Consider the following 25797-nt stretch of genomic DNA (forward strand, 5'->3'; position numbering starts at 1 on the left):
GGAGCCGGCCCGGCGCGTCATTTGACGGCGCCCGCGGTCAGGCCCGCGATGACGTGGCGCTGGAGGAGGAGGAACAGGACGACCGGGACGAGCATGACGAGCGTCGCGCCGGTGACCGCGCCGGTGACGTTGAAGCCGAACTGGGACTTGAACCCGGCGAGGGCGAGCTGCACGTTCTGGTTCTCCTGCGAGACGAGCAGGAGGTTGGCGAAGAAGAACTCGTTCCAGATGTTCACGAAGGCCACCACGGAGACGGTGGCGAGCGCGGGCCGGGTCAGCGGCAGGACCACGCGGAACATCGTGGTGAAGTAGCCCGCGCCGTCCATCATGGCCGCCTCCTCCAGCTCCGGCGGCGTCGAGACGAGGAAGGCGCGCAGGACCACGAAGGTGAACGGGAACTGGAGCGCCGCATAGAAGACCACCATGCCGATCCGTGAGTCGAACAGGCCCAGTTCGCGCACGACGAAGAACACCGGGGTGGCGAGGCCGACCAGCGGGAGGGCCAGCGCCAGGGAGAACAGCGCGACGAGGGCGTTGCGGCCCGCGAAGGCGTACCGGGCCAGGGGGTACGCGGCGAGGTAGGCGGCGGTGAGCGCGCCGAGGGTGCCGAAGACGGCGTAGATCAGCGTGTTGAAGAGGTAGCGGTGGAGGTGGATCTGGGTGAAGACGTCGGTGAAGCCCTGGAGGGTGAACGGGTCGGGCCACAGCCCCTCGCCGGTGAAGATCTGGTTGCCGGTCTTGAAGCTGGAGAGCATGACCCAGGCGGTGGGCGCGAGCGCGAGGAGCGCGACGGCGGCGAGGAACCCGTAGACCGGGATCCAGGTCCACAGCGGACGGCGGGTGGTGGCGGCGGCGGTCATGTGCGCTCTCCGATGCGGAAGACCCGGCGGACCGAGACGATCAGGACCAGGCCGATCGCGATGATGACGGTGCCGACGGCGTTGGCGTAGCCCCATTCGCCGGTGAGGTAGGCGCGGTAGGCGTAGAGGGCGAGGGTGGCGGTGGCGTCGTCGGGGCCGCCCGCGGTGAGGATGAAGACGAGGTCGAACATGCCGATGTCGACCAGGAGTCGCAGGAGGATCGCGGTGCCGATGACGTTGCGCAGCAACGGCAGTGTGATGCGGGTGAGCTGCTGCCAGGTGGAGGCGCCGTCGACGGTGGCGGCCTCGTAGACCTCCTTGGGGATCGAGGTGATCTCGGCCATGACGAGGACCACGGTGAAGCCGATGACGAGCACGAAGGTGCCCGCGACGGCCCACCTGGCGGTGGCGCTGTCGAAGAGCCAGTCGCGGTCGCCGCGCACGCCGAGCGCGGCGAGCGCGTTGTTCAGCAGCCCCGAGCGGGGGTTGTAGAACATGGAGAAGATGACGGCGTAGGCGGCGCCGGAGATCACGAACGGGATGAAGACGACGGTGCGGATCGCCTTCCAGCCAGGGGGCCGGAGCGCGAGGACCATGCCGACGGCGACGCCGAGCGGGACCTGGACGAGGACCGACGCGGCGGCGTAGAACACGGTGTTGCCGAGGGCTTTGAAGAAGACGGGGTCGTCGAGGAGCGCCCGGTAGTTGGCGAGGCCGGTCCATTCGAGCCGGAGGCCGCTCCAGTCGGCGAAGGCGGTGGCGACCATGACCGCGAACGGCACCAGGAAGAACGTGCCGAACAGGGCGAGGCCGGGCAGGAGCGAGAGGACGACGGCGCGGCGCATGCCGCGCGGGATGCCGCCCGCGCGGCGGGCGGTCCGCCGCCGCGGTGCGGCCCCGCGCTCGGGCGGGGCCGCGCCGCCGGGCCCGGCGCCGAGGATCTGGGGCCGGGGGATCGTGGGCGTGCTCATCGTCAGCCGCCGAGGCCGGTCGCCGCGGCGTCGTCGGCGAGGCGCTGGAGGAACTCGCCGGTGTCCATGTCGCCCTCGACGTACGCGGGCCACAGGTTCTTCCAGGCGGCGCTGAAGCCGGCCGGGCCGTGGACGCGGGCGTGCGGGTAGGTGTAGGCGAGGTCGGCGGCCTGCTCGACGAGGCCGGTGGCGAGGGGTTCCAGGCCCGCGGCGTCGGCGGCGGCGGGGTCGACGTCGACGGGCGGGTTGGCGCCGGTGGCGGCGGCCTGCGCGAGGACCTCGTCCTGGGAGGAGACGAAGCGGGCGAAGGCGTGGACGGCTTCGAGTTCGCGGTCGTCGACCGCGCCGGAGACCCAGCCGGCGCCGGAGACGACGATCGCGCCGCGTTCGCCTGCGGCCCAGCCGGGTGCGAGCGCGTAGCCGGTCTTCTCGTAGAGGCCGGGGGCGGCCGCGTCGGTCGTCAGGTTGGTGGCGACGAACCAGGGGCCGTTGGAGACCATGGCGGCGTCCTCGGTGAGGTAGGCGGCGGCCGCGTTCTGGAAGTCCCCGGAGAACGCGTCGGCGTTGACGTAGCCCGCTTCGTGCCAGGAGCGGAGGCGCTCGGTGGCGGCGACGACGGCGTCGTCGCTCCCCCAGTCGCCGTCCTCGATGCCCTCGTCGAGGAACGCGGCCCCGCCGGGGTGGGTGCCGATGAGGTGGACCCACATGAGCATCGTGGACCAGTCGCCGTCCATGGCGATCGCGGTCTTGCCTTCGCTCTCGAGCACGGCCGCGAGCGACTCGAATTCGTCCCATGTGGAGGGGAACTCGTCGTATCCGGCGGCGGCGAGGAGGTCGGCGTTGTAGTAGATCCCGATGGCGTCGCGCTGCTGCGGGATGGCCCAGACCTCGCCGTCGTCGCCCGTGAGGGCGTCGAAGGCGTGGTCCTGGAACGTGCCGGCCCAGTCGGGGTCGGCGTCGAGGGCGGGCGCGAAGTCGTGGAGCCTGCCGGTCTCCTGGAGGGCCTTGATCTCGCCTGAGTTGAGCTGGAACAGGTCGGGGAGGTCGTCGGCGAGGGCGAGCCGCTGGTAGTACTGGAGGCGGTCCTCGCTCGACCCGGCGTTGGCGTTCTCGATCGTCTCGATGCGGTACCGCCCGGCGAACTCCTCGTTGAACCGCTGCGCCGCTTCGTAGTTGTACTGGAGGAACGGGTCGGTGGGGCTCTCCTGGCAGGTGCCGCAGGTGATGACCACCTCCCCGGTGTCGCTCTCGGCGCCGCAGGCCGCGGCGGACGCCAGCAGGAGTGCCGCGGCGGCCGCGGCGGCGGTCGTGCTCGTCTTGGACATGGTGCCGTCTCCTTCGATGGGCATGCGGGGGTGGCGCGGTCAGTAGCCCGCGACGCGCGGCCAGTGCCGCTCGACGCCCGCGTCGTCGAGTTCGCGCTGGAAGTCGGCCAGGAGCGCCTCGTCGGCGCGGACCTGCCTGGGGGTGGCGCCGCGGGCGGCGCAGAAGGCGACGAGGTGCCCGACGACCTCGCCGATGTTCCACTCCACCAGCGGCATCCGGTAGGCGCCGTTGGTGATGTGGGTGGTGCCGATGTTCTTCGCGGCGGGCAGGAGGTTCTCGACGCGCACGGGCAGCAGCGCGCCGAGCGGCAGCTCGAACGGGCAGCAGCCGATGTCGATGTACGGGTCGCCGCCGGTGGAGGGGTGGAGATCGATGCGGTACATGCCGATGCCGACGCTGTCGGGGTGGGCGACGGCGCCCGCGTCCCCGCGCACGTCGAGCGAGAGCTCCTGCTCGACCACGGTGTGCTCGGCGCGGATGCGGCGGGACTCCCTGATGTACGCGGCCTTCGCGAGGCCGTCCTCGGTGTCGCCCAGGAGGTCGCCGCGCAGGCGCAGGCCGGGCCAGCCGGTGCCGCCGTCGGGCCGCGGGGCCTCGGTCTGGAGCCAGTACAGGAAGGACCGGCTCAGCTCGCGCGCGGCGGCCAGGTGCGCGCCGGCCTCGGGGTGGTCGAACACGGGGCCGCCCCAGTAGTCCATCTGCGGCCAGTTCACGAGCGTGACGTCGCTGGGGTAGGCGCCGGGGAGGAAGTTCCCGCGGGCGGCGATGCGCCGGAACGTCCACAGGTTCCGGTCCATCGAGCCGACCCGCTGGTCGGCGTAGTCGGGCCGCAGGTCGGCGGGGTCGCCGTCGGGGTTGGGGAGGAACATGTGCTGCACGGGGCGGCGGGTCTTGGGGTGCGGGGCGGTGAGGGAGAGCTGCCCGTCGGGCCAGTCGACGGCCCCGGCGGACTTGAACTTCTCGTAGGCGTCGGGCCGGTCGATGACGTGGTCCTCGCCGGGCCGGTGGTCGAGCGCGAAGCACACCGACACCGGCTGCATGTTGAGCGGGTCGGCGGCCGCGGGGGCGTGCGGCTCGCCGGTCTCGGCCCGGGACTCCGCGCCGGTGACGTGCTCGACGCCCGCGAGCGGGAGGAGGTCGCCGGTCTCGGTGGCGTCGACGACCCACGGGGCGGCGATGACGCGGCGGGCGCCGGTGCGCCGGTCCTCGACGGTGACGGAGGCGATGCGGTCGCCGTCGGTCTCCGCGGCGACGGGCGCGTGCTCCATGAGGACGCGCAGGCGCCCGGAGGCCCGCAGCGGGGCGATCATCGCTTCGAGGACGGCGAGGGTCACGCGCGGCTCGTGGCACAGGTCGGAGACCTTCGCGCCGCCGGGGTTGAAGGCGCGGCGGGTCCGGGCGGCCTCGGTCAGCGGGTAGTGGCGCCGGTAGTACTCGCGCACGCCTTCCCGGTAGGCCCGGTAGGTCGCGGTGCAGCCGAACCGCTCGATCCAGACGTGCTCGTCCGGGGGCACGGCCTGCGTGGTGAGGACGCCGCCGATCCAGTCGGTGGGCTCGGTGAGGGTGACGTGCAGGCCGCGGCGGGCGGCGGCGACGGCCGCCATGAGCCCGCCGACGCCGCCGCCGACCACGAGCAGGTGTGTCTCAGGTTCGCTCATGTGATCCATGACATCAGGATTCATCCTGTATTTACATGGCTGTAATATGCTGGTCTGTGTCTGAGATTGATGACGGCTTCCGAGCGGGGTTCGATGCGCAGTCGTTCGATGCACAGTCGCGGCGGCTGCGCATGACCGACGCGACCGCCCGCCAGCTCGTGCAGCCCGCCGGGTCGCGCATCGGCCCCCGCCTCCAGCAGGAGGTGCAGCTCATGCTGGTCCACGCCGGGTCGATGACCGTGCGCATCGACGGCGGCGAGCCCCGCACCGTCCCCGCCGGGCAGATCTGCCTGCTCCTGCCCGGCCACACCGAGCAGATCCGCTTCGACCCCGACGAGGACACCCGCGAGACCCTCGTCCGCGGCCGCATGGAGGGCGCCACCGACCGGATGCGCGCCTGGCTGACCTCCCTGCGCCCCACCAGGACCCTGTCGTCGGCGCTGACCTATCTGGCGCGCGAGGCCGTCGTCACCGAGCAGACCCGGCTCACCGCCGACGGGGCCCTGGTCGACGCGCTCGCCACGGCCCTGCTGTGGCGGTTCATCGCGGAGTTCCGGAACCTCCCGGCGGCCCTGCCGCGGCCCATCGAGGACGCCCGCATGTTCATCCACCGGCACCTCGACGAACCCGTCACGCTCGCCGACATCGCGGCCGCCGCCGCGGTCACCCCCGGCCACCTCGTGCGGATGTTCAACGCCCACATGGACACCACGCCGATCCGGTACCTGTGGGACCGCCGCATCTCCCTCGGCGTCGAGCTGCTGACCTCGACCGGGCTCCCGGTCGGCTCGATCGCCGTGCGCTGCGGCTTCAAGACGAGCTTCCACTTCGCGCGGAAGATCAAGGACGCCACCGGCCTGTCCCCCACCGAGCTGCGCACGTCGACCGCGCGCACCGCGCCCGAGGCGCTCACCGCCGCAGACCGGACAGGCTGACGACCGCCACGCCCGCGACGACCGCGCCCGCGCCGCCCATCGCCACGTGCGGCCCGGCCGCCGTCGCCGCCCAGCCGCCGAGCACGCCGCCGAGCGGGTAGCCGACGCCGTAGGCGGCCATCCGGGCGGCCGTGTTCACCCGCGACCGCAGCCGGTCCGGGGTGCTGAGCTGCCGCCACACGACCGCCGCGAGCACCACCGCGAGGTAGCCCAGGCCCCAGACCGCGCTCGCGGCCACCGCCGCGGGGACGCCGACGGCGAACGCGCAGCCGACCGCGCCCGCCGCGGCGATCCACATGGCGCCGAACGCGACCGGCCGCTGACCCGTACGGCGGGCCAGCGCGGGCACCGCGGCGGTGGCCGCGAGCCCGCCGACCGCCCAGGCGGTGAACAGCAGCCCGGCGACCGAGCCGTCCCCGCCCGCGCCGAGCCGCTCGGCGGCCCACGGGACGGCCTGGGACACGAACACGCCCTGGCTGACCGCCACGGCGACGCCGAGCGCGATGGTGGACCGGACCGGCCGGTGCGCGAGCAGCCAGTGCGCCGCGTCCGCGATGTCGCGGTACAGGCCCGACGAGGGCCGCTCGGCCCGCTCCGCGCCTGGAAGGCCCGCCGCGGCGTAGCAGGCGAGGGCCAGCGCCGAGGCGGCCGCGCCCGCGGCGATCGCGTACGGGACCGGCAGCAGGGCGAGCGCGGCGCCGACGAGGCTCGGCCCGACCATCTCGACGACGGTGCTTGTCGCGAACAGCAGGGCGGTCGTCTCGGCCAGGCGTCCCGGGGGCGCGAGGGCCGGGACGAGGCCGAAGTTCGCGGCGTCGGCGAACACGAACGCGGTGCGCGCCACGGCGACCGCGGCGACGACCAGGAGCGGCGGGACGGGGCCGAAGAGGGCCGCGGCGGGGATCGCGGCGAGCGCGAGCGCGGTGGCGAGCTCGGCGGCGCGCAGGAGCGCGGCCCGGTCGCAGCGGTCGGCGACGGCGCCCGCGACCGGGCCGAGGACCAGGTACGGCAGGCCCTGGACGGCGACGAGCGCGGAGACCCACAGGGGCGAGCCGGTCTGCTGGTACAGGAGGACGGGGGTGGCGACCAGGGCCGCGGAGGCGGCGGCGAGGGAGAGGACCCTGCCGTACCAGTACCTCCGCAGCGCCCGGTCGCGCAGGAGCCGGAGCGCGTCCGACACGGGCTCAGGCGCCCGGGACCGGGTCGACCGGGACGCCGAGGCCCGGGTTGACCGCCTCCCTCGGGTGGACGAGGCCGAGGCTCCGTCCGATCTGGAGGACCCGCTCGGAGAATTCGAGGTTCGCCTCGCGGGCCTGGTCGAGCGCTTCGGGGGCCGGGCGGGCGTGCTCGACGGCGATGAGCCAGTCGGCCTGGCTCGCGTACGAGATCGGCCACCGGAAGCCGTGGAAGCGGGTCGAGTTGGGCTCCACGGCGACGGCGCCGCGGCCGAGCAGGAGCGCCCAGTACAGGGCGTGGTAGGAGTTGGACACGACGACCTTGGCGGCGGCGAGGCGCGCGAGGGTGCCGCGGAGGTCCTCGGTGTTGTTGGTGAGGTGCTCGAAGTCGCGTCCGGCGGCGCGGGCCTGCGCGGTGTCGATGCCGCGCTCGTAGTGGTTGAGGACCACGAACTCGTGCTCGGGCTCGATGCCGCGCAGCTCGTCGAAGACCGGGAGCATGGCGCTGGCGCACGGGACCCACGGCAGGCCCGCGTCCCAGTCGCGGACACCGACGGCGTCGGCGCGGGCGAGCCACTCGGGCCAGAGCCGGGTGACGCCGTCCTTGAGGACGCGCCTGCGCCAGCCGGAGGTCGGGTCGCGGTGGACGCCGGCCTGCACGTTGTGGCCGATGCCCCACAGCGCCACGGCCGCGGGGCGCTGCTCGAAGATGGACTCCACGCAGGACTCGAAGCGGCCGGGGCCGACGAGTCCGCTCCCGCCGACGACGACGAGCTTGCCCTGGAGGGGGGAGTGCTTGCCCAGGCGCTGGAGGGACGCGGCCTCGTAGAGGCTGATGGTCCCGCCGAGGCGCTGGACCCATTGGACGGTGCGGCCGGCGGCGGACCAGTGGTCGCCGACGTTGCGCATATCGTTGCTCTCGCAGACCGCGACGACGTTCACGCGTTCGAGGAGCTCGGCGAGTTCGCGGGGGCTCCGTTCGGGAGCGGGTGTGGCGGCAGGGGGCGCCGCGCGTCCTGCGGCGGCCCGGTGGGTGTCGGTGGCGTCGGTTCCGTTGGCGCTTCGCGTGATCTGCACGGTGCGCTTCCCTTCTCGCATGGCTGGCGCGGTCCGGACCCCCCTGCGGGACGCCGTTGTCGGAACCTTCACGGCCGCGGGGGACCCGGATCTTGCTTCGAGCGTATGGCCGCGTGCGGCGGGCCCGCTGTCCACTGAGAGCCGTTGTGCGGGCCGGATCCTGCATCAACACAATGGAATCGGTGCGTTGAACTGCCGGTAACAGCGGCGCATCTAGCAGGGAAACCATCGATCTACATAGTCCACTATGTCTATTCAGTCGATCTCGGGGATGAGGATCGGCACGAGGTCGGCCGCCGCCAGGCGCAGCCGCCGGTCCACCTCGCGCCTGCGGGCCTGCGGCAGTCCGGCCGGCACCGCGGCGGCCAGCGCGAGGCCGTCGGAGGCGCGGGCGCCGGTCCGCACGATCACGCCCGAGCAGGCGACGCCCTCGCGGTACTCGCCGGTCTCGGTGAACACGCCGGACCGGGCGCCGCGGCGCAGCTCGGCCTCCAGGCCGTCGGCGTCGCGCACGGTGCGGGCGGTGAACGGGCGCAGTCCGTGCTCCTTGAGCAGGCGGCGGCGCTGGTGCGCGGGCAGCCCGGCGAGGAGGGCCCGGCCCATGGCGGTGGCGTGGACGGCCTCGGGGAGGTCCTCGGCGAGCCCGTCCAGCGGCACCGCGCCGGGGGCCGCGGCGTGCGCGGCGACGGCCAGCCGGTCCTCGCGCAGCGACGCGAGGAACACGGCGGCGCCGGTCCCGGCGGCGAGGCGTTCGAGGACCGGTCGGACCCGGTCGAGCCGCGGCACCGCGCCGGGGGCCGGGCCGACGGCCTCGGGCCGGAAGTAGTGGCGGCCGTCCTCGCCGCGCCAGGCCCACTGGCGGTCGATGACGGTGCGGAGGTGGTGGTAGACGGTCTTGAGCGGGATGCCCGTGCGGCGGGCGAGCTGCTTCGCCGTGAGCCCCTGGGGGTTCCGGCTGAGCTGCTCGACGAGGCGCAGCACCCGGTCGGGGCTGCGGAGGGCGGGGGGACCGCCGGTCGGGGCGGGGACAGGCGCCACGGCTGCTCCAAAGGGGATCGCTGGTCGCACCGGCGCTGGCGCGGTCGCTGGCGGCGGTTCCGCCCCCGTGCCGTGGAACCGTTCTCACTATCTTGGATTCGCGGGCCGCGCGGCGATTGCCCTCGGCCGCGCGGTCACCGATAGTTAAGCGATGGGCACTGATTCTACGCAGCCCCTGCCGCTCGCGGGCCACCGCGTGTTCCGCACCTCCGATCCCGAGGCCGCCCGCGCCGAGGCGTCCCGGTACCTGTTCCCGCATCGCCTGCGCCGCAACGAAGGCGAATTCGACGCGGTGCTGCACTCGGCCGCGGTCGGGGCGGTGCGCGTCAGCGTGCTCGCGTACGGGGCGGGCGTCGAGATGGCGGCGGAGGCGCACGACGGCTACCTGGTGGCGCATCCGCTGTCCGGACGCGCGGTGTTCCACTTCGGACCTGATGAGGTCGCGGTCGCGCCCGGGACGGCGGCGGTGGCGTCCCCCGGCGCGGAGCTGCGCATCGACTGGGAGCCGGGCTGCGCGATGACGGTCGTCGGCGTCGAGCAGGCCGCGCTCGACGCCGAGTTCGAGTCGTGGACGGCCGAGGCGCCCGACCCGCCGCTGCGCTTCGCCCGCGGGGTCGACGCCTGGGAGCGCCCGGCCGCGGGCTGGCTGGCCGCGGTCGACGGCGTGATCGAGGACCTGGACTCGCCCGCGCCGCTGCTCAGGCACCCGGCCGCGCTGGCGGCGGCCGAGCGCGGCCTGCTCACAGGGCTCCTGCTCGCCTTGCCGCACAACCACTCCGAGCGCCTGTGGGACGGCGGGTCCCCGCCCGGCCCCGACTGGATGCACCGCGCCGCCGACCTCCTCGAACGCCTCCCCCACCGCAACTGGACCGTCGCCGAGCTGGCCCGGCACGCCAACACGAGCACCCGGGCCCTCCACGCGGGCTTCCGCAAGCGCCTCGGCACCACCCCGATGGAGTACCTGCGCGGCGTCCGCCTCCAGCGCGCCAAGGACCGCCTCCGCGCCGCCGACCCCGGCGAGGGCGCCACCGTCACCGCCATCGCCATCCAGCTCGGCTTCACCAACCTCGGCCGCTTCGCCGCCGACTACCGCCGCCGCTTCGGCGAGCCGCCCTCCACCACCCTCCAGCGCCGCGCCGACCGCTGACCGGCGCGGCCCGCGGCCGGGCGGACCCGCTGCTCAGCTCGCGGGGAGGCCCGGCAGCGGAAGCTGGCGCGACCCGGCGGGTACAGCTAGCCCTACCCCGAAGCCGGGGTTCTGCTGCAATGCGCGGAGCCCCGCGCCTGCTTAGGGTTCCAGGAATGGACATTCAGCGCCATTCGCGCTTCCCGGGTGAACGCCATCGGCAGGTGTTCGCCTGTTTGACGGCTGTTCTTCATCAGGGCTCACCTGCGGATACGAGAGTCTGTTCCTGCACGTCGAACCGATCCGGCACGCGAGTCCGCATCACCGGACCCTGCACCACCCGACGCTGCACCCCTGCCCGCGAACCGGCCCCCGCCGCCGCGCCCGAGAGGAATCCATGCTGATCCTTGCCATCGTCCTCGCCGCCGTCGGCGCCTGCTGCCTGGCCGGCGCCGCCTGCCTCCAGCACGGCGCCGTCACCCAGTCGACGTCCGGTCCCGAACTGCGGCTCTCCGCGGTCCGGACCATCCTGAGCACGCCCTCCTGGTACCTCGGGAACGGGCTCGTCGTGCTCGGCGCCGGCCTGCACATCATCGCGATCACCTTGGCGCCCATCGCGGTCGTCCAACCAGTCGGCATGATCGCCCTCGTGCTCACCGTGGTGTTCACCGGGACCGCGCTCACCCGCTCGGTGATCGCCGCCCTGACGCTGAGCACCGTGGGCATCGCGGCCGTGATCGCCTTGTCCGCCATGGGAACGAGCACCGTGGTGTCCGCGCCCGACATCGCCGCCGCCCAGTGGGCGCTCCCCGCCGCGGCGGCCGTGTGCGCCGTGGCGTTCGCCGTCAAGGGCCGCATGCGGTGCCTGCTCCTGGCCGTCGCCGCGGCCGTCCTGTTCGGACTCACCTCGGCCCTCGTGCGGGCCGTGGCCGTCGCACCGCTCGCGCCGGAGCAGATCGCGCTCATCATCGCGGAGGCCGCGGCCGCGGCGCTCGCCGGGGCGTGGCTCGTGCACCAGGCGTACGCCGCCGGGTCCGCCGCCACGGTCGTCGGCGCGCTCACCATCGTCGACCCGCTCGTCGCCGTCCTCATCGGCGCGTTCGCCTACGGCGAGACCGCATCCGGGACGCTCGCCGCGATGGCAGCGCCCGCCGCCGTCGCCGCGGCCGGGCTGCTGATGCTCGCCCGCGCGCTCCCCCCTCGTGAGGCCGCGGCGGCCGCCCGCCGCAGGACCGGCGAGGGCCCGCTGCGCATCGCGATCACCGCCGACACCTACTGGCCCGACGTCAACGGCGCGGCCAACTTCGCGCACCGCCTCGCCTCCGGCCTGGCCGGGCGCGGGCACGACGTCCACGTCATCTGCCCCTCGACCAGGAACGAGTCGTTCACGGAGATCGTCGGCGGCGTCACGGTCCACCGGATCGGCGCGGTCCGGACCCCGTTCCACCCGGACTTCCGGTTCTGCCCGCCTTGGCGCGCAGCCAAAGCCGTGCCGGAGCTCCTGGCGGAGATCGACCCTGACGTGGTCCACACCCAGGCCCACTTCATCGTCGGCCGCGCCGCCGTGCGCGCCGCCACCGCCGCCGGCATCCCGGTCGTCGCCACCAACCACTTCATGCCGGAGAACCTCCTCGGCTTCGGGCCGCTCCCGCGCTGGTCGCACCGCCTCGCGGCCCGGCTCGCGTGGCGCGACCTCGCCCGCGTCTACGACCGGGCCACGGTCTGCACCACGCCGACGCTCCGCGCCGCCCAGCTCCTGGAACGCAACGGCCTGGACCGCCCGGTCATGGCGATCTCCTGCGGCATCGACCGCGCCCGCTACACCGGCGGGAGCGTCGAGCGGGCCGCCGCGCCGACCCTGCTGTTCGTCGGCCGCCTCGAAGCGGAGAAGAACGTCGACGAGCTGCTGGAGGCCGCCGCGCTCCTGCCCGCCGACGTGCGCGTCGAGATCGTCGGCGACGGCAGCGTCCGGCCCAGGCTGGAGGCCCTGGCGGCGCGGCTCGGCATCGCCGAGCGGGTCGTCTTCCACGGGTTCGTCTCCGATGACGAAGTGGTGCAGGCGTACCGGCGCTGCGACGTGTTCTGCATGCCGGGGACGGCCGAGCTCCAGAGCATCGCGACCATGGAAGCGATGGCCGCGGGCAAACCGGTCGTCGCCGCCGACGCGATGGCCCTCCCCCACCTCGTCCACCCCGGCCGCAACGGCTGGCTCTTCACGCCGACGGACACGGACGACTTCGCCAAGCGGATCGCCGCGATCCTCGACGACGAGCCGGCCCGCGCGGCGATGGGCGAGGCGAGCCTGGAGATGATCGCCTCCCACGACCTCGAATCCACGTTGGCCGAGTACGAGCGCGTGTACCTCGACATCGCCGCGCCCGGCCTTTCGGACCTGCGGGCGGCGAAGCCGGAGCACGCGGTCCTCTCGGCCCGCTGAATCCAAATGGGAAAGCCGCGGAGGGCCATGGCCCTCCGCGGCTTTCCGCTTGCGTCAGTGCGGATCTAGCCGAACTGGCAGCAGATGTTGTAGCCCCTGGCGGTCCAGAAGCTCGTCGGGTTCGGGTTGCTCAGCGTGGGGTCGCCGACGCTGGGGGCCGCGGCGGTCTGGCGGCCGTTGCGCATCTCGACGTGCGTGTGGGCACCGCCGGAGGAGCTGACGCCGCGCCAGTCCTCGACGCCGATCTTCTCGCCCACGGAGATGGTCGCGCCGACGCCGACGGTCGGGTCCAGGTGCAGGTAGACCACGGTCTTGTCGAGGCTGGAGTTGTAGACGGCGAGGGTCGACAGGCCGCCGGAGCCGCGGGAGCCCTCGGTCATGCGGACCACGGTGCCCGAGACCGGCGCGTATACCGAAGCGCCCACGGTGTGCGCGATGTCGACGCCCTCGTGGCGACCGGAGGTGGTGGTGTAGCCGTCGAAGTAAGCGGTGATGTTCGCCGAGGACGTGTGGTAGACGGCGTATTCGAGGTTGTCGGCCGCGTCGCCGCTGACGCCGAGCAGGTGGGCGGCGTTCTCGTTCTTCAGGTAGGCGCGGAGGTTCGCCTCGGCACCGGGGCTGAAGTTGTCGATCGGGCCGCTGTAGCCGCTGTAGTAGAACACCGTGACGTACCGGCTGGTCCGGTTCCAGGCGGAGGCGGCGTTGTTCTTGACGCACTGCCCCTGTCCGGCGCCCGCGCTGATGAACTTGTAGCAGCCCGAGCCCGACCCGTAGTCGCTGACGGACCCGGCGAAGTCGCTCACCGAGCCGGCGGTGTCGCTGTTGTAGTAGAGGCAGAACTCCCCGGACTCGCACACGCCGTTGCGCGCCGTCGCGGCCTGCGCGGGCGCGGCCCCGGCGATCGCCGCCGCCAGGCCCATCACGGCCGCCGCGAACACCGCGATCAGGGCATGCCGCTTCGATCTGATCCAACTCATGACTGCTCCTTGCAGAAGGGGGTAGAAGGAGATCGGGCGTCCGCCTTGGGGTCGAACGGCGCCCGGTGGGACGGCCTCGAACTGAATCGACTGCGACACTTGGGGTTACAATCCCAGGTCGGCTGGGCCCTCATCCAGGATCTGACAGGAATCTCCACAAGTCAAGCAATCGATGAAGGAATTCTTCGTGCAGAGGCGGAGTCAGGATCGTGTCAGCGTCGTGTCAGCGCCGGAGTCCAGAGTTCAGGGCATGACGAACAACGACACCAAGGCCCTGTGGACCGGCATGGTCCCGGTCGACGACACCGCCCTCTACGTCACCGACACCGGCGGCGACGGCGTCCCGGTCATCTACTGCAACGGCCAGTTCGCGACGCTCGGCTACTGGAAGCACGTCGTCGCCGAGCTCGGCGACGGGTTCCGCCACATCAACTTCGACGAGCGCGCCCGCGGCAAGAAGTCCAAGACCTCCGCCGACTACTCCTTCGAGGCGTGCGTCCGCGACGTGGACGCCGTCCTCGCCGCCCGCGGCGTGACCGGGCCGGTGATCATCGCGGGCTGGTCGTACGGCGCGTTCGTCGCCACGACCTGGGCCTTCCGCAACCCCGACCGCTGCATCGGCGTCGTCCCCGTCGAAGGGGCTGAGCCCCACGACTGGCTCACCGACGCCATGGAAGCGCGCATCCGCAAGCTGTTCAAGCGGCTCAGCCTGGTCACGGCCCTGCTGCGCCCCACCGGCCTCACCCCGAAGCTCAGCGCGGCCCAGCAGGCCGAGTGCAACATCGAGCTCGGCAAGATCTCCCGGGAGGCGAACCTCGGCCCCGTGATCGACGGCCTGGCCGTGCCGACCCGCTACGTCCTCGCCTCCGGCGCGTCCTTCGGCAGCAAGGGCGACGAGCAGGAGCAGATCCGGGCCGCGCTCGACAAGTACGTCGCGCGCAACCCGAACGTCGAGATCAGCGCGAAGGTCGCCAGCAACCACGACCTCATCCTCAAGAAGGACTTCAAGGCCGTCGCCGACGCCGTCCGCGACGTCGCCGCCACCGCTCGCTGAACGCGGCAGCGCTTCGAGAACGCCCGCCGACGGGGGCCGGCCATCGGCCGCCCCGTCGGCGTTCGCTCTCGGGTCACGAGCCGAGCAGCTCGACCGCCTTGTCGAGGGCCGCGTCCTCGCCCGCGGACAGGTCCTCGGCGGTCAAGGGGGCGTAGTGGTCCGGCGGGACGCCGACGCCGTCGATGATCTCGCCGTTCGCGCCCACGACGCGGTGTGACGGCAGCCGGATCAGGCTGACGCCGTCGTCGAGCGCGTACTCCAGGGCGGGCCCGGAGTTGGCGCCCGCAGTGCGGGTGCCGACGAGCGCCCCCAAGCCCAGGTCCTTGACGCCCGTCGCGAACACCTCGCACGCCGAGGCGCAGCCGTCGTCGACGAGGGTGGCCATCGGCAGGTTCAGGAGCGGGACGCTGTCGTCGACCGGCTGGGGTTCGCAGGCGCCCTCGGCGTCGCAGAAGGACACGGCCGAGGCGTCGTGGACGAAGGCGCCGAGGAGCCTGTTCGCCTCGTCGCCGAGGCCGCCTCTGTTGCCGCGCATGTCGAGGACGACGCCGGTGATCGCAGTGGACTCCTGGAGGTCGGCGACGGCCTGGAGGACCTCCTGCGCGACGCCGGGGTAGAAGGACCCGACGCGGACGCTCGCGATGCCGCCGTCCACGACTTCGGCCTCCACGCCAGTCTGCGGCTGCGCGGGCAGCGGGCCGGGGACGACGCGCACGCGCTTGGTGCGGCCGGTGGCGGGCCGGGTGATCGAGAGGACCACCGGGGTGCTCTCGCCGCTCGGCGGTCGCAGGTAGTCGAGGACACCCGGGTTGAGCTGGCCGTTGGTGAACACGGGGACGCCGTTGACCGCATCGATCACATCCCCGGGCTTGAGCCCGGCCGCGGCGGCGGGGGTGTCGGGGTCGACCGAGGTCAGGAAGAGCGGCCCAGTGAAGTCCGGGGCGGTCTCGGCGGCGGGGAGGGTCCGGTTCAGGCCGATGCCCAGGCCCCACGGCTGGGCGTCCGACGTGGTCCCGCCGCCGGCGACCAGGTATCCGGCGTGGTTGTCGTGCAAGGACTCCAGCATGCCTTCGATCGCGGTGACCGCGAGGGCGGAGCGCACGTCCTCGTCGTCGGTCGCCGCGTCCAGCACCTCTTGGAGCCGTTCGGCGAAGCGCGACCAGTCCTCGTCCCTGTCGCCCGTCAGCGCGGGCAGGACGGCGCGGGGCTGGTCGATGCCGCGTTCGCGCAGGTCCCGCACCACGGCCTGGAAGGCGTACTGGAGCAGTTGGCGGTCGTCGATCAGGCTGCCGCCGTAGTAGTTGTCGAAGATGCAGTAGTACGCCTGGGCCACGGTGTCGACGGTGGTCGGGACCGGTTCCCGGGCGGGCGGCGGGCTCGCCGGGTCCTGGGCCGTGCAGGCCGCGGGCGCGTCGGCGCTCTCGGCCGATGCCTGCGGGTCGTTGAAAGCGCTCAGGCCCGCGACGAGGACGACGCCCGCGAGGGCGGCGGCGCCCGCGGCGGCCAGGCCGCGGCGCCGGGTCGGTGTGATCGTTTGCGGCAGTGGGGTCGCCGGTGTTTCGCTCATGCGCAGTGCTCCTGGATTCGCGCGTGCGGTGACGCGGGCGCCGCAGCGGTCGGGCGCCGAGGGGCAACGTACGCGACGGGCGGTTTCACCGCGGTTTCGTTGGCGCAGCGGGGAACACGATGGCGATGCGCAGTCCGCCCCCGGGTCTCGGGGCGGCGGTGAGGTCGGCGTCGTGGGCGGCGGCGACGGCCGAGACGATGGAGAGGCCGAGTCCGAACCCGCGGGCGGTCCGGGCGGTGCCGAGGCGCTGGAACGGCATGAAGATCCGTTCCACATCCTCTGGAGCGAGGTCCGGACCGGTGTTGGCGACCTCCAGGACGGCGCGGCCGTCCCTCGTGGAGGTGCGGATGTCGACGTGCCCGCCGGGGGTGTTGTAGCGGATCGCGTTGTCCAGCAGGTTGATCACGAGCCGTTCGGCGAGCGCCCGGTGGCCGGAGGGCGCGGCGGGGCCGGTCGACGGGCGCAGCGTCACCTGCCGCTCCGCCGCTTCCGCACCGCAGGCGACGACCGCTTCCCGCGCGATCCGGGCCAGGTCGAAGGGGCGGCGCTCGTCGAGGCCCGCGTGCCCGCGGGCCAGCGTGAGGAGCGCGTCGATCAGGCGCTCCTGCTGCTCCCCCGCGACGAGGATCCGCTCGTGCGCCGCCCGCAGGGTGTCCACGGTCGGTTCGGGATCGGCGAGGGCCACCTGGCCCAGGACGCGCTGGCGCGACAGCGGCGTGCGCAGTTCGTGGGACGCGTTGGCGACGAACTGCCGCTGCGCATGGAACGCGTCGTCGAGCCGGGCCAGCAGCGCGTCGAAGGTGTCGCCCAGTTCCCGCAGCTCGTCCTGCGGTCCGTCGAGGGCCAGCCGCCGGTGGAGGCTCGTCGCCGAGATGTCCCGCGCCGTCGCGGTGATGGTCCGCAGTGGATGGAGGACGCGGCCTGCGACCAGCCAGCCCAAGAGGACCGAGATCACCGACATCGACCCCAGGGCGATCCCCGACTGCACCAGCAGGGTGCGCAGCACGGCGGTCTTCTGCCGGTCCGCGATTCGCTGGGCCTCCTCCCGCAGGTCGCCGATCTCGGCGTCCAGCGCAGCGCCGTCGCCGGCTGCCCCGTCCACCGAGTCCGCATTGGTCGTCACCGCCCGCTCCAGGACCGTGGGACGGTCCAGGGCCCCGGCCACCAGGCCGTATGTGAGCGCGAGGAGCGCGGCCCCGGAGGCGAGGAACAGCCCGCCGTACCAGGCGGTCAGTCGCAGGCGCACCGTGCGGCGCGGCAGTCCCGCACGGAGGGTCCGGTCGGTCAACCGCCGCAACGGAACCAAGGGGCCGCTCATATGCGGTAGCCGCTCCGGGCCACCGTCTCGATGAGAGGCGGCGGCCCGAGCTTGGCCCGCAGTCGGCTGACGGTGATCTTGACGGCGCTGGTGAAGGGGTCGGCTGCTTCGTCCCAGGCCCGGTCGAGCAGCTCCTCGGCGGAGACCGTGCGGCCCTCGGCGGCGAGGAGGAGTTCGAGGACGCCGAACTCCTTGGGGGTCAGCGACAGCGGCCGACCGGCGCGGGATGCGGTGCGCCGGGCGCTGTCCACCGCGAGGTCGCCGCGGCGCAGCACGGGCGGCACGGCCGGGTGGGCGCGGCGGGCCAGCGCGGCGATCCGGGCGACCAGCACGGGGAAGTCGAACGGCTTGGCGAGGTAGTCGTCGGCGCCCAGTCCCAGGCCCGCCACGATGTCGTCCGCATCGCCTGCGGCGGTGAGCATCAGGATGCGGCTGCGGCATCCGGCGGCGGTCAGGGCCGCGCACACCTCGTCGCCGTGCGTCCCGGGCAGGTCCCGGTCCAGGACGACCACCTCGTACAGGTCGCCCTCACCGGCCAGCCGCTCCAGCGCCTCCGTGCCGTCGTACACCACGTCGACGGCGATCTGCTTGCGGCGCAGGCCGATCGCGACGGCCTCGGCCGTCTCCTCGTCGTCCTCGACGATGAGCACGCGCATCCCACGACACCTCGTTCCCCTCCTCGTCCCGGAGCCGACCGGGCGGAGCGGACGCGTCCCGGCCGAGACCGCCCTACCGTAGCGGGTGTCCGCACGGCGCGGCGAGCCGTCGTTCGCCGCGTGCGGCTTAGGATTCCAGGTCGGCGAGGTCGGACATGTCGAGGACGAAGCGGTAGCGGACGTCGCCCTTCTCCAGGCGGGTCAGCGCCTCGTTGACGCGTGTGGAGGGGAGGACCTCGATGTCGGCGGTGATGCCGTGCTCGGCGCAGAACGCCAGCATGGCGGATGTTCCCTTCGTCCCTCCGGTGCCGTTGGAGGTGAGCTTCTTGCGGCCTGCGGTGAGTTCGAGAATGCGCGGGCCGGACATCAGCGGGTTGCCCACGACGGACAGGGTGCCGTCGAGTGCGAGCAGCCGCAGCAGCGGGGAGAGGTCGTGGTCGGCGGCGATCGTGTCGAGGATGAGGTCGAAGCGGCCGCGGGCGAGCCGCAGCTGATCGTCGTCGGTCGTCAGGAGGAAGTCCTCGGCGCCGAGTGCGAGCGCGTCGTCGGCCTTGTCGCCGGTGCGGCTGAGGACGGTGACTTCGGCGCCAAGGGCCGCAGCGAGTTTCACGCCCAGGTGGCCGAGGCCGCCGAGGCCCGCGATGGCGACGCGGCTGCCGCGTCCCACGCCCACCGCCTGGAGCGGCTCCCACATCGTGATCCCGGCGCACATCAGCGGGGCGGCCGCGGCCGGGTCGAGCGATGCGGGGAGGCGGTAGGCGAACCGCTCGCGCAGCACGTACTCGCGGCTGTAGCCGCCCTTCGTCACCGTCCCGTCGACGCGGTCCCGTCCGCCGTAGGTGCTGACGGGTCCGAGCTGGCAGAAGTTCTCCTGCCCGACCCGGCACATGGCGCATTCGCCGCACGAGTCGACGAGCGTGCCCACGGCGACGAGATCGCCTGCGGCGAAACGGGTCACGGCCGTTCCGACGGCGGTGACCGTGCCGGTGAACTCGTGGCCGGGGACCAGCCCGCCGCCGTCGGACATGTGCGGGGTGGCGCCGTGGATCGCGTGGAGGTCGCTGTGGCACACGCCGCAGAAGGCGACCTGGACCGCGATGTCGTCGGCGCGGAGGCTCCGGCGCTCGATCGCGACCGGTCGCAGCTCGGTGCTGTCGTTCGCGTGCTGCCACGCGAGGGTGCTGGTAGTCATCGGGACCTCCAAAAAAAGAATAACTAGTCTGTCTTTATCGAGACTAGGCCGCGGGCGAGCCGAAGTCAACCGACTGGTCTTTCTGGTACCGTACGGCCATGTCAGAGCCCCCGATGCCCACCACTTCGCGCGGGATCGCCACGCACCGCAGGATCCTCGACGCCGCCGCCGCCGAGTTCGCGCGCGTCGGGATCGCCGGGGCCAGGATGGACCGCATCATCGCGGCGGCCGGGGCCAACAAGGCGCAGCTGTACGCCTACTTCGGCAGCAAAGAGGGCCTGTTCGAAGCCGTCATCGCCGACCGGGTGGACACCAGCGCCGACAGCGTGCCGTTCGACGCCGGCGACCTGCCCGGGTGGGCGGTGCGGCTGTACGACCGGAACCTGGAGCATCCCGAGCTCGCGCGGCTCATCGCCTGGACGAGGCTCGAACGGCGCCCCACCGGGCGCTGGTTCGACAGCGCCGAGCATGAGCCGAAGCTCGCGGCCATCGCGGCCGCGCAGGAGGCGGGCCGACTGCGGGCGGGGGACCCCGCCGATCTGCTCATCCTCCTCATCGGCATGGCCTCCGCCTGGTCGCCGTCGAGCAGCGTCTACACCGCCACGGTCGAGGAACCCGAGAGCGACCACGACCGGCGGCGCGCACTGCTGCGCGAGGCCGTCGCCCGACTCGTGGCGCCCTGACCCCCGATCAGGCCGCGACGTCGTCGGTGCGGCGGTCCCAGGCGCGGTGCGCGGCGATCGCGTCGGCGAAGGCGTCGAGGAACGAATCGGGGACGTCGCCGCCGTCCGCGGCGGTGGTGACGACGCCGGGTGCGCCGGGGTCGATCCGGGCGGCCTCCAGCAGGTCCGATCCGGTGCCGAACGCGGCGATCGCCTTGCCGTGCTTGAAGGCTTCGGCGACGAAGTGGAGCGCCCGGCCGTCCGCGCGCAGCGCCGCGTCGGCCCCGCCGGGGACGGCGACCGCGTCGTACAGGACCGAGGCCATCGTGGGCAGGGCCCGGTCGACCACGACGTCCTCGCCGGTCTCGGAGTGGACGGCGCCGTCGGTCTGCCCGAGGACCTCGGGGACGGCGCCGCGGCGGCGCAGGTCGGCGACGAGGCGGGTCAGGCCGGTGCCGTCGACGCCGTCGGCGGCGAGGACCGCGACCTTGCGGGTCGCGACGGACCGCACCGGGTCGGTGAGCTGCGACAGCGCCGGGGAGGTGGGCCCTTCCCGGTGCGCGCCTTCGGAAGGCGCGGGCACGCCGACCCCTTCGGCGACGCGCTGCGCGAGTTCCAGGTCCACGAGGCGCAGCTGGTCGACGACGCGGGCGCGGATGCCCTTGTCGGTCACCTTGCCCAGCTCGAAGCGGTACGCGGCCACGATGTGCTCGGCCTCCACCGGGGTCATCGAGTGCCAGAACAGGGCCGCCTGCCCGTAGAAGTCCTTGAAGGACTCCGAGCGCTCCCGGATCTTCGCGCCCTCGACCTTCTCGGTGTAGTGCCGGTACGAGCCCTCCGCACCCGGCGCCGGGCTGTCCCCCGAGATCGAGTTCTTGTTGTACGAGGTGCCCGAGGTGTGGACGCGGTGCTGCCCGTAGCCGTCCCGCTGGTCGTTGTGGACCTCGGCGACCGGCCGGTTCACCGGCAGGTGCGCGAAGTTCGGGCCGCCGAGCCGGATCAGCTGGGTGTCCAGATAGGAGAAGTTGCGGGCCTGGAGCAGCGGGTCGTTCGTGAAGTCGATGCCGGGCACCACGTTCGCGGTGTGGAACGCGATCTGCTCGGTCTCCGCGAAGAAGTTGTCCGGGTTGCGGTTGAGGACGAGCCTGCCGACCGGGCGGACCGGGACCTGCTCCTCGGGGATGAGCTTGGTCGCGTCGAGCAGGTCGAAGTCGAACGCGAACTCGTCCTCCTCGGGCACGAGCTGCACCCCCAGCTCCCATTCGGGGAAGTCCCCGGCCTCGATCGCGTCCCACAGGTCGCGGCGGTTGAAGTCCGGGTCGGCGCCGGAGACCTTCTGCGCCTCGTCCCACACCAGCGAGTGGGTGCCGAGCGCGGGCGTCCAGTGGAACTTCACGAACGTGCCGCGGCCGGCCGCGTCGACCAGGCGGAACGTGTGCACGCCGAAGCCCTGCATCATCCGGAACGAGCGCGGCAGCGCCCGGTCGGACATGAGCCACATGATCGCGTGGAGCGTCTCAGGCTGGAGCGACACGAAGTCCCACAGGGTGTCGTGCGCCGAGGCGGCCTGCGGGATCTCGTTGCGCGGCTCCGGTTTCACGGCGTGCACGAAGTCGGGGAACTTGGCCCCGTCCTGGATGAAGAAGACCGGGAAGTTGTTCCCGACCAGGTCGTAGTTGCCTTCGCGGGTGTAGAACTTCGTCGCGAAGCCGCGCACGTCCCGCGGCGTGTCCGCCGAGCCGCGCGACCCGGCGACGGTCGAGAAGCGCACGAACACCGGCGTCTCCTCGGCCGGGTCGGTCAGGAACGACGCGGTCGTGAACTCCCGCAGCGAGTCGTCGTAGGGCCGGAAGACGCCGTACGCGCCCGCCCCGCGGGCGTGGACCACGCGCTCGGGGATCCGCTCGTGGTCGAAGTGGGTGATCTTCTCCCTGACGTGGAAGTCCTCCATCAGGGTCGGCCCCCGGCCGCCAGCCTTGAGCGAGTCGTCGGTGTGGTCGACCCGGACCCCCTGCTGCGTGGTCAGCGCCTCGTCGGCGTCGATGACCCTGTCGCGGTCGAGCTGGGCGTCCTTGCGGTCGCGTGCGGCCTCGTCGGTCATGGCGGTCCCCCTTCGTCGTCCCTCTCGGACCTCCCTACCCGCGCTGGCCGCCGTCAAACGGCGGTTATCACCCCGGGGAGCGGGTAGCCCCGTGTGACGACGACTACCGGGAGGAAGGGCGCCATGGCGGAGCAAGTGGGCGACCACGTACTGGGCAGGCTGCGCGAATGGGGCGTGGAGCAGGTCTTCGGCTATCCGGGAGACGGGATCAACGGGATCATCGCCGCGTTCGGGCGGGCCGAGGACAGGCCGCGGTTCATCCAGACCCGCCACGAGGAGGCGGCGGCCTTCGCGGCCGTCGGGTACGCGAAGTTCTCCGGGCGCACCGGGGTCTGCGCCGCGACCTCGGGTCCGGGCGCGATCCACCTGCTCAACGGCCTGTACGACGCGAAACTGGACCACGTGCCCGTCGTGGCGATCGTCGGGCAGACCGCCCGCAGCGCCATGGGCGGGTCCTACCAGCAGGAAGTGGACCTGCGGTCGCTGTTCAAGGACGTGGCCTCCGCGTACCTCGCCGAGGTCGACGTGCCCGAGCAGCTGCCGTTCGCGCTCGACCGGGCGTTCCGCGCCGCCGAGGCGCACCGGGACCCGACCGCCGTCATCATCCCCGCCGACGTCCAGGAGGAGGCCTACGCGCCGCCCGCGCACGCGATGAAGCAGGTGCCCTCCTCGCCGCCCTCGCACCCCGCGGTGCGCACGCTGCCCGCCGCGGCCGAACTCGACCTCGCCGCCGAGATCCTCAACGCCGGGGACCGGGTCGCGATCCTCGCGGGCCAGGGCGCCCGCGGCGCCGGGGCCGCGCTCACGCAGGTCGCCGACGCCACCGGCGCCGGGATCGCCAAGGCGCTCTTGGGGAAGGACGTGCTCACCGACGACCTGCCGTACGTCACCGGCTCGATCGGCCTGCTCGGCACCCGCCCTAGCTACGAGATGATGCGCGACTGCGACACCCTCCTCATCGTCGGCTCCAACATGCCGTACAGCCAGTTCCTGCCCGAGTTCGGGCAGGCCCGCGCCGTCCAGATCGACCTCGACGGTTCGATGATCGGCCTGCGCTACCCGGTCGAGGCCGCGCTCGTGGGCGACGCGGAGGCCACGCTCGCGGCGCTCCTGCCGCGGCTGGAGCCGCGCGAGCGCCGCGAGTGGCGCGAGACCGTCGAGGAGAACGTCGCCTCGTGGTGGGAAACCCTGGAGCGGCAGTCGCTCGTCGAGGCGGACCCGGTCAACCCGATGCGGGTGGTCCGCGAGCTCTCCGAGCGCATCCCCGACGACGCGATCGTCACCGCCGACTCCGGGTCGTCGACGAACTGGTACGCGCGCCAGCTGAAGGTCCGCGGCACGATGCGCTGCTCGCTGTCGGGGACGCTCGCCACGATGGGCTGCGCCGTCCCGTATGCGATCGGCGCGAAGTTCGCCTACCCCGACCGGCCCGTCGTGGCGCTCGTGGGCGACGGCGCGATGCAGATGAACGGCCTCGCCGAGCTGCTCACCGCGTCGCACTACCTCGACCGGTGGGAGGATCAGCGCTTCATCGTGTGCGTGTTCAACAACGGGGACCTGAACATGGTCACCTGGGAGCTGCGGGCCGCGGGCGGCGCGCCCAAGTTCGGGCCGTCGCAGGACCTGCCGCCGGTCTCGTACGCGGACGTCGCCGGCCATCTCGGGTTCCAGGGCGTCACGGTGACCGATCCGGACCGGCTCGGCGACGCCTGGGACCTCGCGTTCGCCGCGGACCGGCCGGTCCTGCTCGACGTCCAATGCGATCCGAACGTGCCGCCGATCCCGCCGCACGTGAGCCGCGACCAGCTCGCGTCCACGACCCAGGCGCTCCTCAAGGGCGACCCCGACGCGTGGGACGTCCTCGTCCGCGGCGTGAAGACCAAGGCCCGGGAACTGCTGCCGCACCGGCACTGACGTAGGAGGACGCTGTGACCGAGAAACACGAGGAGCGCACGGTGGACGCGACGATGCCGGAGGACGTCTCGAACCACGTCGGCCTGTTCGACAGGTTCGCGACCAAGGCGTCGGAGTTCGCCGCCCGCGCGCCGTTCTTCCTGCTGTGCATCCTGCTGGTGCTGATCTGGGCGCCGTCGATCATCTGGCTGCCGATGGAGACCTGGCAGCTCATCATCAACACCACGACGACGATCATCACGTTCCTCATGGTGGCGCTGCTCCAGAACACCGAGTCGCGCAACGACGCGGCGATCCAGCAGAAGCTCAACGCGATCGCCAACGGCCTCGCCGACCTCATGCAGCACACCGCGAAAGAGGACCCGGACTCCACCGACCTGGACGAGTGCCGCGACCAGCTGCGCCGCGCGGTGGGCCTGGAGGAGGACGAGAGCACCTGAGCCGCGAGTCGGCGGCCCGCGCATACGCGGCCGGTCAGCGGGTAGGCCTGTGGGCGAGGGCCGCGGGACCGCGGCCCGGCAGCGTTCGCGGAGGGGGGAATGCGATGAAGGCCGTGGTGTGGCACGGGATCGGGGACATCCGCTTGGACGAGGTGCCCGATCCGGCGGTCGAGGAGCCGACCGACGCGGTCGTGCGGATCACGCGCAGCGCGATCTGCGGCACGGACCTGCACATGGTGCGCGGGACGATGCCGGGGATGGTCCCGGGCACGATCCTCGGGCACGAGGCGGTCGGCGTGGTCGAGGAGGTCGGTTCCGCGGTGCGCGGGTTCCGGCCCGGGGACCGGGTCGTGGTGCCGTCCACTGTGGGGTGCGGGACCTGCTCGTACTGCCGGGCCGGGTACTACGCGCAGTGCGACAACGCGAACCCGAACGGGCCCGCCGCGGGCACGTGCTTCTTCGGCGGCCCGGCGTCGACCGGGCCGGTCGACGGACTCCAGGCCGAGTACGCGCGGGTGCCCTACGCGCAGACGGGACTGGTCCCGATACCGGACGAAGTGGACGACGACCGGGCGATCCTGCTCTCGGACATCTTCCCGACCGCGTGGTTCGGCGCGAAGCTCGCGGAGGTGAGCCGGGGCGACACGGTCCTGGTGCTCGGCGCGGGCGTGGTCGGCCAGTTCGCGGTCGCCTCGGCGAAGCGCCAGGGCGCCGGGCGCGTGCTCGTCGTCGACGGGATCGCATCGCGCCTGGAGAAGGCGCGGGAACAGCACGCCGAGGTCATCGACTTCAACCGGGAGGATCCGGTGGCGGCCGTCAAGGACCTGACCGGCGGGATCGGCGTCGACCGGGTGATCGAGGCGGTCGGCGTCGACGCGCAGCGGCCCGCCGCCGGGCCTGCGGTGCTGCCCGAAGGCGAAGCGGCGCAGTTCGACCGGGAACGGGACGTCGCCGCGCCGGAAGGCGCTCCGGACGGCGACCAGTGGGTGCCGGGGGACGCGCCGAGCCTCGCGCTGCGGTGGGCGGTCGACGCGGTCGCGAAGGCCGGGAGCATCGGCGTGGTCGGGGTGTACCCCGCCGGGTTCGACCGCTTCCCGATCGGCGACGCCATGAACCGCAACCTGACCCTCAAGATGGGCAACTGCAACCACCGCCGCTACATCCCGGGGCTGCTGCGCCTGGTCGCGACGGGCACGCTCGACCCGACCGGGTTCATCACGAAGCACGAGCCGCCCGCGAACGCGATCGAGGCGTACGAGACGTTCGACCGCCGCGAGGACGGCTGGCTCAAGACGGTGCTGGACGTCGCCTGA

Annotated in this window: 21 protein-coding genes; 8 read left to right on the plus strand and 13 right to left on the minus strand. The window is 72.9% G+C overall.

What is annotated here, in order from left to right; genetic code table 11:
- Nucleotides 1-17: 17 nt before the first annotated feature.
- The 4 genes from WA640_RS14890 to WA640_RS14905 are packed head-to-tail and all read right to left on the minus strand — an operon-like array spanning nt 18 to nt 4815.
- Complete coding sequence (locus WA640_RS14890; RefSeq protein ID WP_335988631.1) at nt 18-860, minus strand: carbohydrate ABC transporter permease; 843 nt, start codon at nt 858-860, stop codon at nt 18-20.
- Nucleotides 857-1831 (minus strand): carbohydrate ABC transporter permease, encoded by a 975-nt coding sequence (locus WA640_RS14895; RefSeq protein WP_335988632.1) that lies wholly within the window; start codon nt 1829-1831, stop codon nt 857-859. The genes WA640_RS14890 and WA640_RS14895 overlap by 4 nt, the downstream gene beginning before the upstream one ends.
- A gap of 2 nt (nt 1832-1833) precedes the next feature.
- Nucleotides 1834-3156: an ABC transporter substrate-binding protein gene (locus WA640_RS14900; protein ID WP_335988633.1), complete on the minus strand. Its 1323-nt coding sequence runs from the start codon at nt 3154-3156 to the stop codon at nt 1834-1836.
- Between the two features lie 39 nt (nt 3157-3195).
- On the minus strand, nt 3196-4815 hold the full coding sequence (locus tag WA640_RS14905) for an FAD-dependent oxidoreductase (RefSeq protein ID WP_335988635.1): 1620 nt from the start codon (nt 4813-4815) through the stop codon (nt 3196-3198).
- 56 nt (nt 4816-4871) lie between these two features.
- On the opposite strand from WA640_RS14905, the gene WA640_RS14910 reads away from it, so the two are divergent.
- Entirely contained in the window at nt 4872-5750 is an 879-nt protein-coding gene (locus WA640_RS14910) for a helix-turn-helix transcriptional regulator (RefSeq protein ID WP_335988637.1), read from the plus strand.
- Here WA640_RS14910 and WA640_RS14915 read toward each other — a convergent pair.
- From WA640_RS14915 to WA640_RS14925, 3 genes are all read right to left on the minus strand, one after another.
- Nucleotides 5725-6930 (minus strand): MFS transporter, encoded by a 1206-nt coding sequence (locus tag WA640_RS14915; protein ID WP_335988638.1) that lies wholly within the window; start codon nt 6928-6930, stop codon nt 5725-5727. The two genes, WA640_RS14910 and WA640_RS14915, sit on opposite strands and share 26 nt — an antisense overlap.
- Before the next feature lie 4 nt (nt 6931-6934).
- The gene (locus tag WA640_RS14920) at nt 6935-8002 is read right to left on the minus strand and encodes a hypothetical protein (RefSeq protein ID WP_335988639.1); all 1068 of its coding nucleotides are present in this window, start codon (nt 8000-8002) and stop codon (nt 6935-6937) included.
- A 255-nt stretch (nt 8003-8257) separates the two neighbouring features.
- Nucleotides 8258-9040, minus strand: coding sequence for an IclR family transcriptional regulator (locus WA640_RS14925; RefSeq protein ID WP_335988641.1), 783 nt, complete (start codon nt 9038-9040; stop codon nt 8258-8260).
- 151 nt (nt 9041-9191) lie between these two features.
- Here WA640_RS14925 and WA640_RS14930 point away from each other — a divergent pair, with 151 nt between their 5' ends.
- Both WA640_RS14930 and WA640_RS14935 read left to right on the plus strand, forming a co-directional pair.
- Nucleotides 9192-10187, plus strand: coding sequence for an AraC family transcriptional regulator (locus WA640_RS14930; protein ID WP_335988642.1), 996 nt, complete (start codon nt 9192-9194; stop codon nt 10185-10187).
- Nucleotides 10188-10563: 376 nt separating this feature from the next.
- Nucleotides 10564-12603 (plus strand): glycosyltransferase, encoded by a 2040-nt coding sequence (locus tag WA640_RS14935; protein ID WP_335988643.1) that lies wholly within the window; start codon nt 10564-10566, stop codon nt 12601-12603.
- Between the two features lie 65 nt (nt 12604-12668).
- Here WA640_RS14935 and WA640_RS14940 read toward each other — a convergent pair whose 3' ends face one another.
- The gene (locus WA640_RS14940; RefSeq protein ID WP_335988644.1) at nt 12669-13580 is read right to left on the minus strand and encodes a peptidase inhibitor family I36 protein; all 912 of its coding nucleotides are present in this window, start codon (nt 13578-13580) and stop codon (nt 12669-12671) included.
- Nucleotides 13581-13830: 250 nt separating this feature from the next.
- Here WA640_RS14940 and WA640_RS14945 point away from each other — a divergent pair, with 250 nt between their 5' ends.
- Entirely contained in the window at nt 13831-14634 is an 804-nt protein-coding gene (locus tag WA640_RS14945) for an alpha/beta hydrolase (protein ID WP_335988645.1), read from the plus strand.
- 73 nt (nt 14635-14707) lie between these two features.
- Here the strand turns inward: WA640_RS14945 and WA640_RS14950 are convergent, their stop codons facing one another.
- The 4 genes from WA640_RS14950 to WA640_RS14965 form a co-directional block, all read right to left on the minus strand.
- Complete coding sequence (locus tag WA640_RS14950) at nt 14708-16201, minus strand: S41 family peptidase (RefSeq protein ID WP_335988646.1); 1494 nt, start codon at nt 16199-16201, stop codon at nt 14708-14710.
- Nucleotides 16202-16286: 85 nt separating this feature from the next.
- Nucleotides 16287-17489 carry a sensor histidine kinase gene (locus tag WA640_RS14955; protein WP_335988647.1) on the minus strand — a complete coding sequence of 401 codons (1203 nt, stop codon included), beginning with the start codon at nt 17487-17489 and terminating at the stop codon, nt 16287-16289.
- A 26-nt stretch (nt 17490-17515) separates the two neighbouring features.
- Complete coding sequence (locus WA640_RS14960; protein WP_335988649.1) at nt 17516-18175, minus strand: response regulator transcription factor; 660 nt, start codon at nt 18173-18175, stop codon at nt 17516-17518.
- A 127-nt stretch (nt 18176-18302) separates the two neighbouring features.
- On the minus strand, nt 18303-19367 hold the full coding sequence (locus WA640_RS14965) for an NAD(P)-dependent alcohol dehydrogenase (RefSeq protein WP_335988650.1): 1065 nt from the start codon (nt 19365-19367) through the stop codon (nt 18303-18305).
- 98 nt (nt 19368-19465) lie between these two features.
- Between WA640_RS14965 and WA640_RS14970 the strand changes: the two genes are divergently transcribed.
- Nucleotides 19466-20050 (plus strand): TetR/AcrR family transcriptional regulator, encoded by a 585-nt coding sequence (locus tag WA640_RS14970; RefSeq protein WP_335988651.1) that lies wholly within the window; start codon nt 19466-19468, stop codon nt 20048-20050.
- A 7-nt stretch (nt 20051-20057) separates the two neighbouring features.
- Here WA640_RS14970 and WA640_RS14975 read toward each other — a convergent pair whose 3' ends face one another.
- Nucleotides 20058-22130, minus strand: a complete 2073-nt coding sequence (locus tag WA640_RS14975; RefSeq protein ID WP_335988653.1) for a catalase — start codon at nt 22128-22130, stop codon at nt 20058-20060.
- A 123-nt stretch (nt 22131-22253) separates the two neighbouring features.
- Here WA640_RS14975 and WA640_RS14980 point away from each other — a divergent pair, with 123 nt between their 5' ends.
- The 3 genes from WA640_RS14980 (at nt 22254) to WA640_RS14990 (ending at nt 25797) form a co-directional block, all read left to right on the plus strand.
- Nucleotides 22254-24044, plus strand: coding sequence for a thiamine pyrophosphate-requiring protein (locus WA640_RS14980; protein ID WP_335988654.1), 1791 nt, complete (start codon nt 22254-22256; stop codon nt 24042-24044).
- A 53-nt stretch (nt 24045-24097) separates the two neighbouring features.
- Nucleotides 24098-24484, plus strand: a complete 387-nt coding sequence (locus WA640_RS14985; protein WP_442904764.1) for a low affinity iron permease family protein — start codon at nt 24098-24100, stop codon at nt 24482-24484.
- A 104-nt stretch (nt 24485-24588) separates the two neighbouring features.
- Entirely contained in the window at nt 24589-25797 is a 1209-nt protein-coding gene (locus WA640_RS14990; RefSeq protein ID WP_335988657.1) for a zinc-dependent alcohol dehydrogenase, read from the plus strand.

The sequence above is a fragment of the Glycomyces sp. MUSA5-2 genome, from assembly GCF_037034145.1.
GTDB classification, from domain to species: Bacteria; Actinomycetota; Actinomycetes; order Mycobacteriales; family Micromonosporaceae; genus Glycomyces; species Glycomyces artemisiae.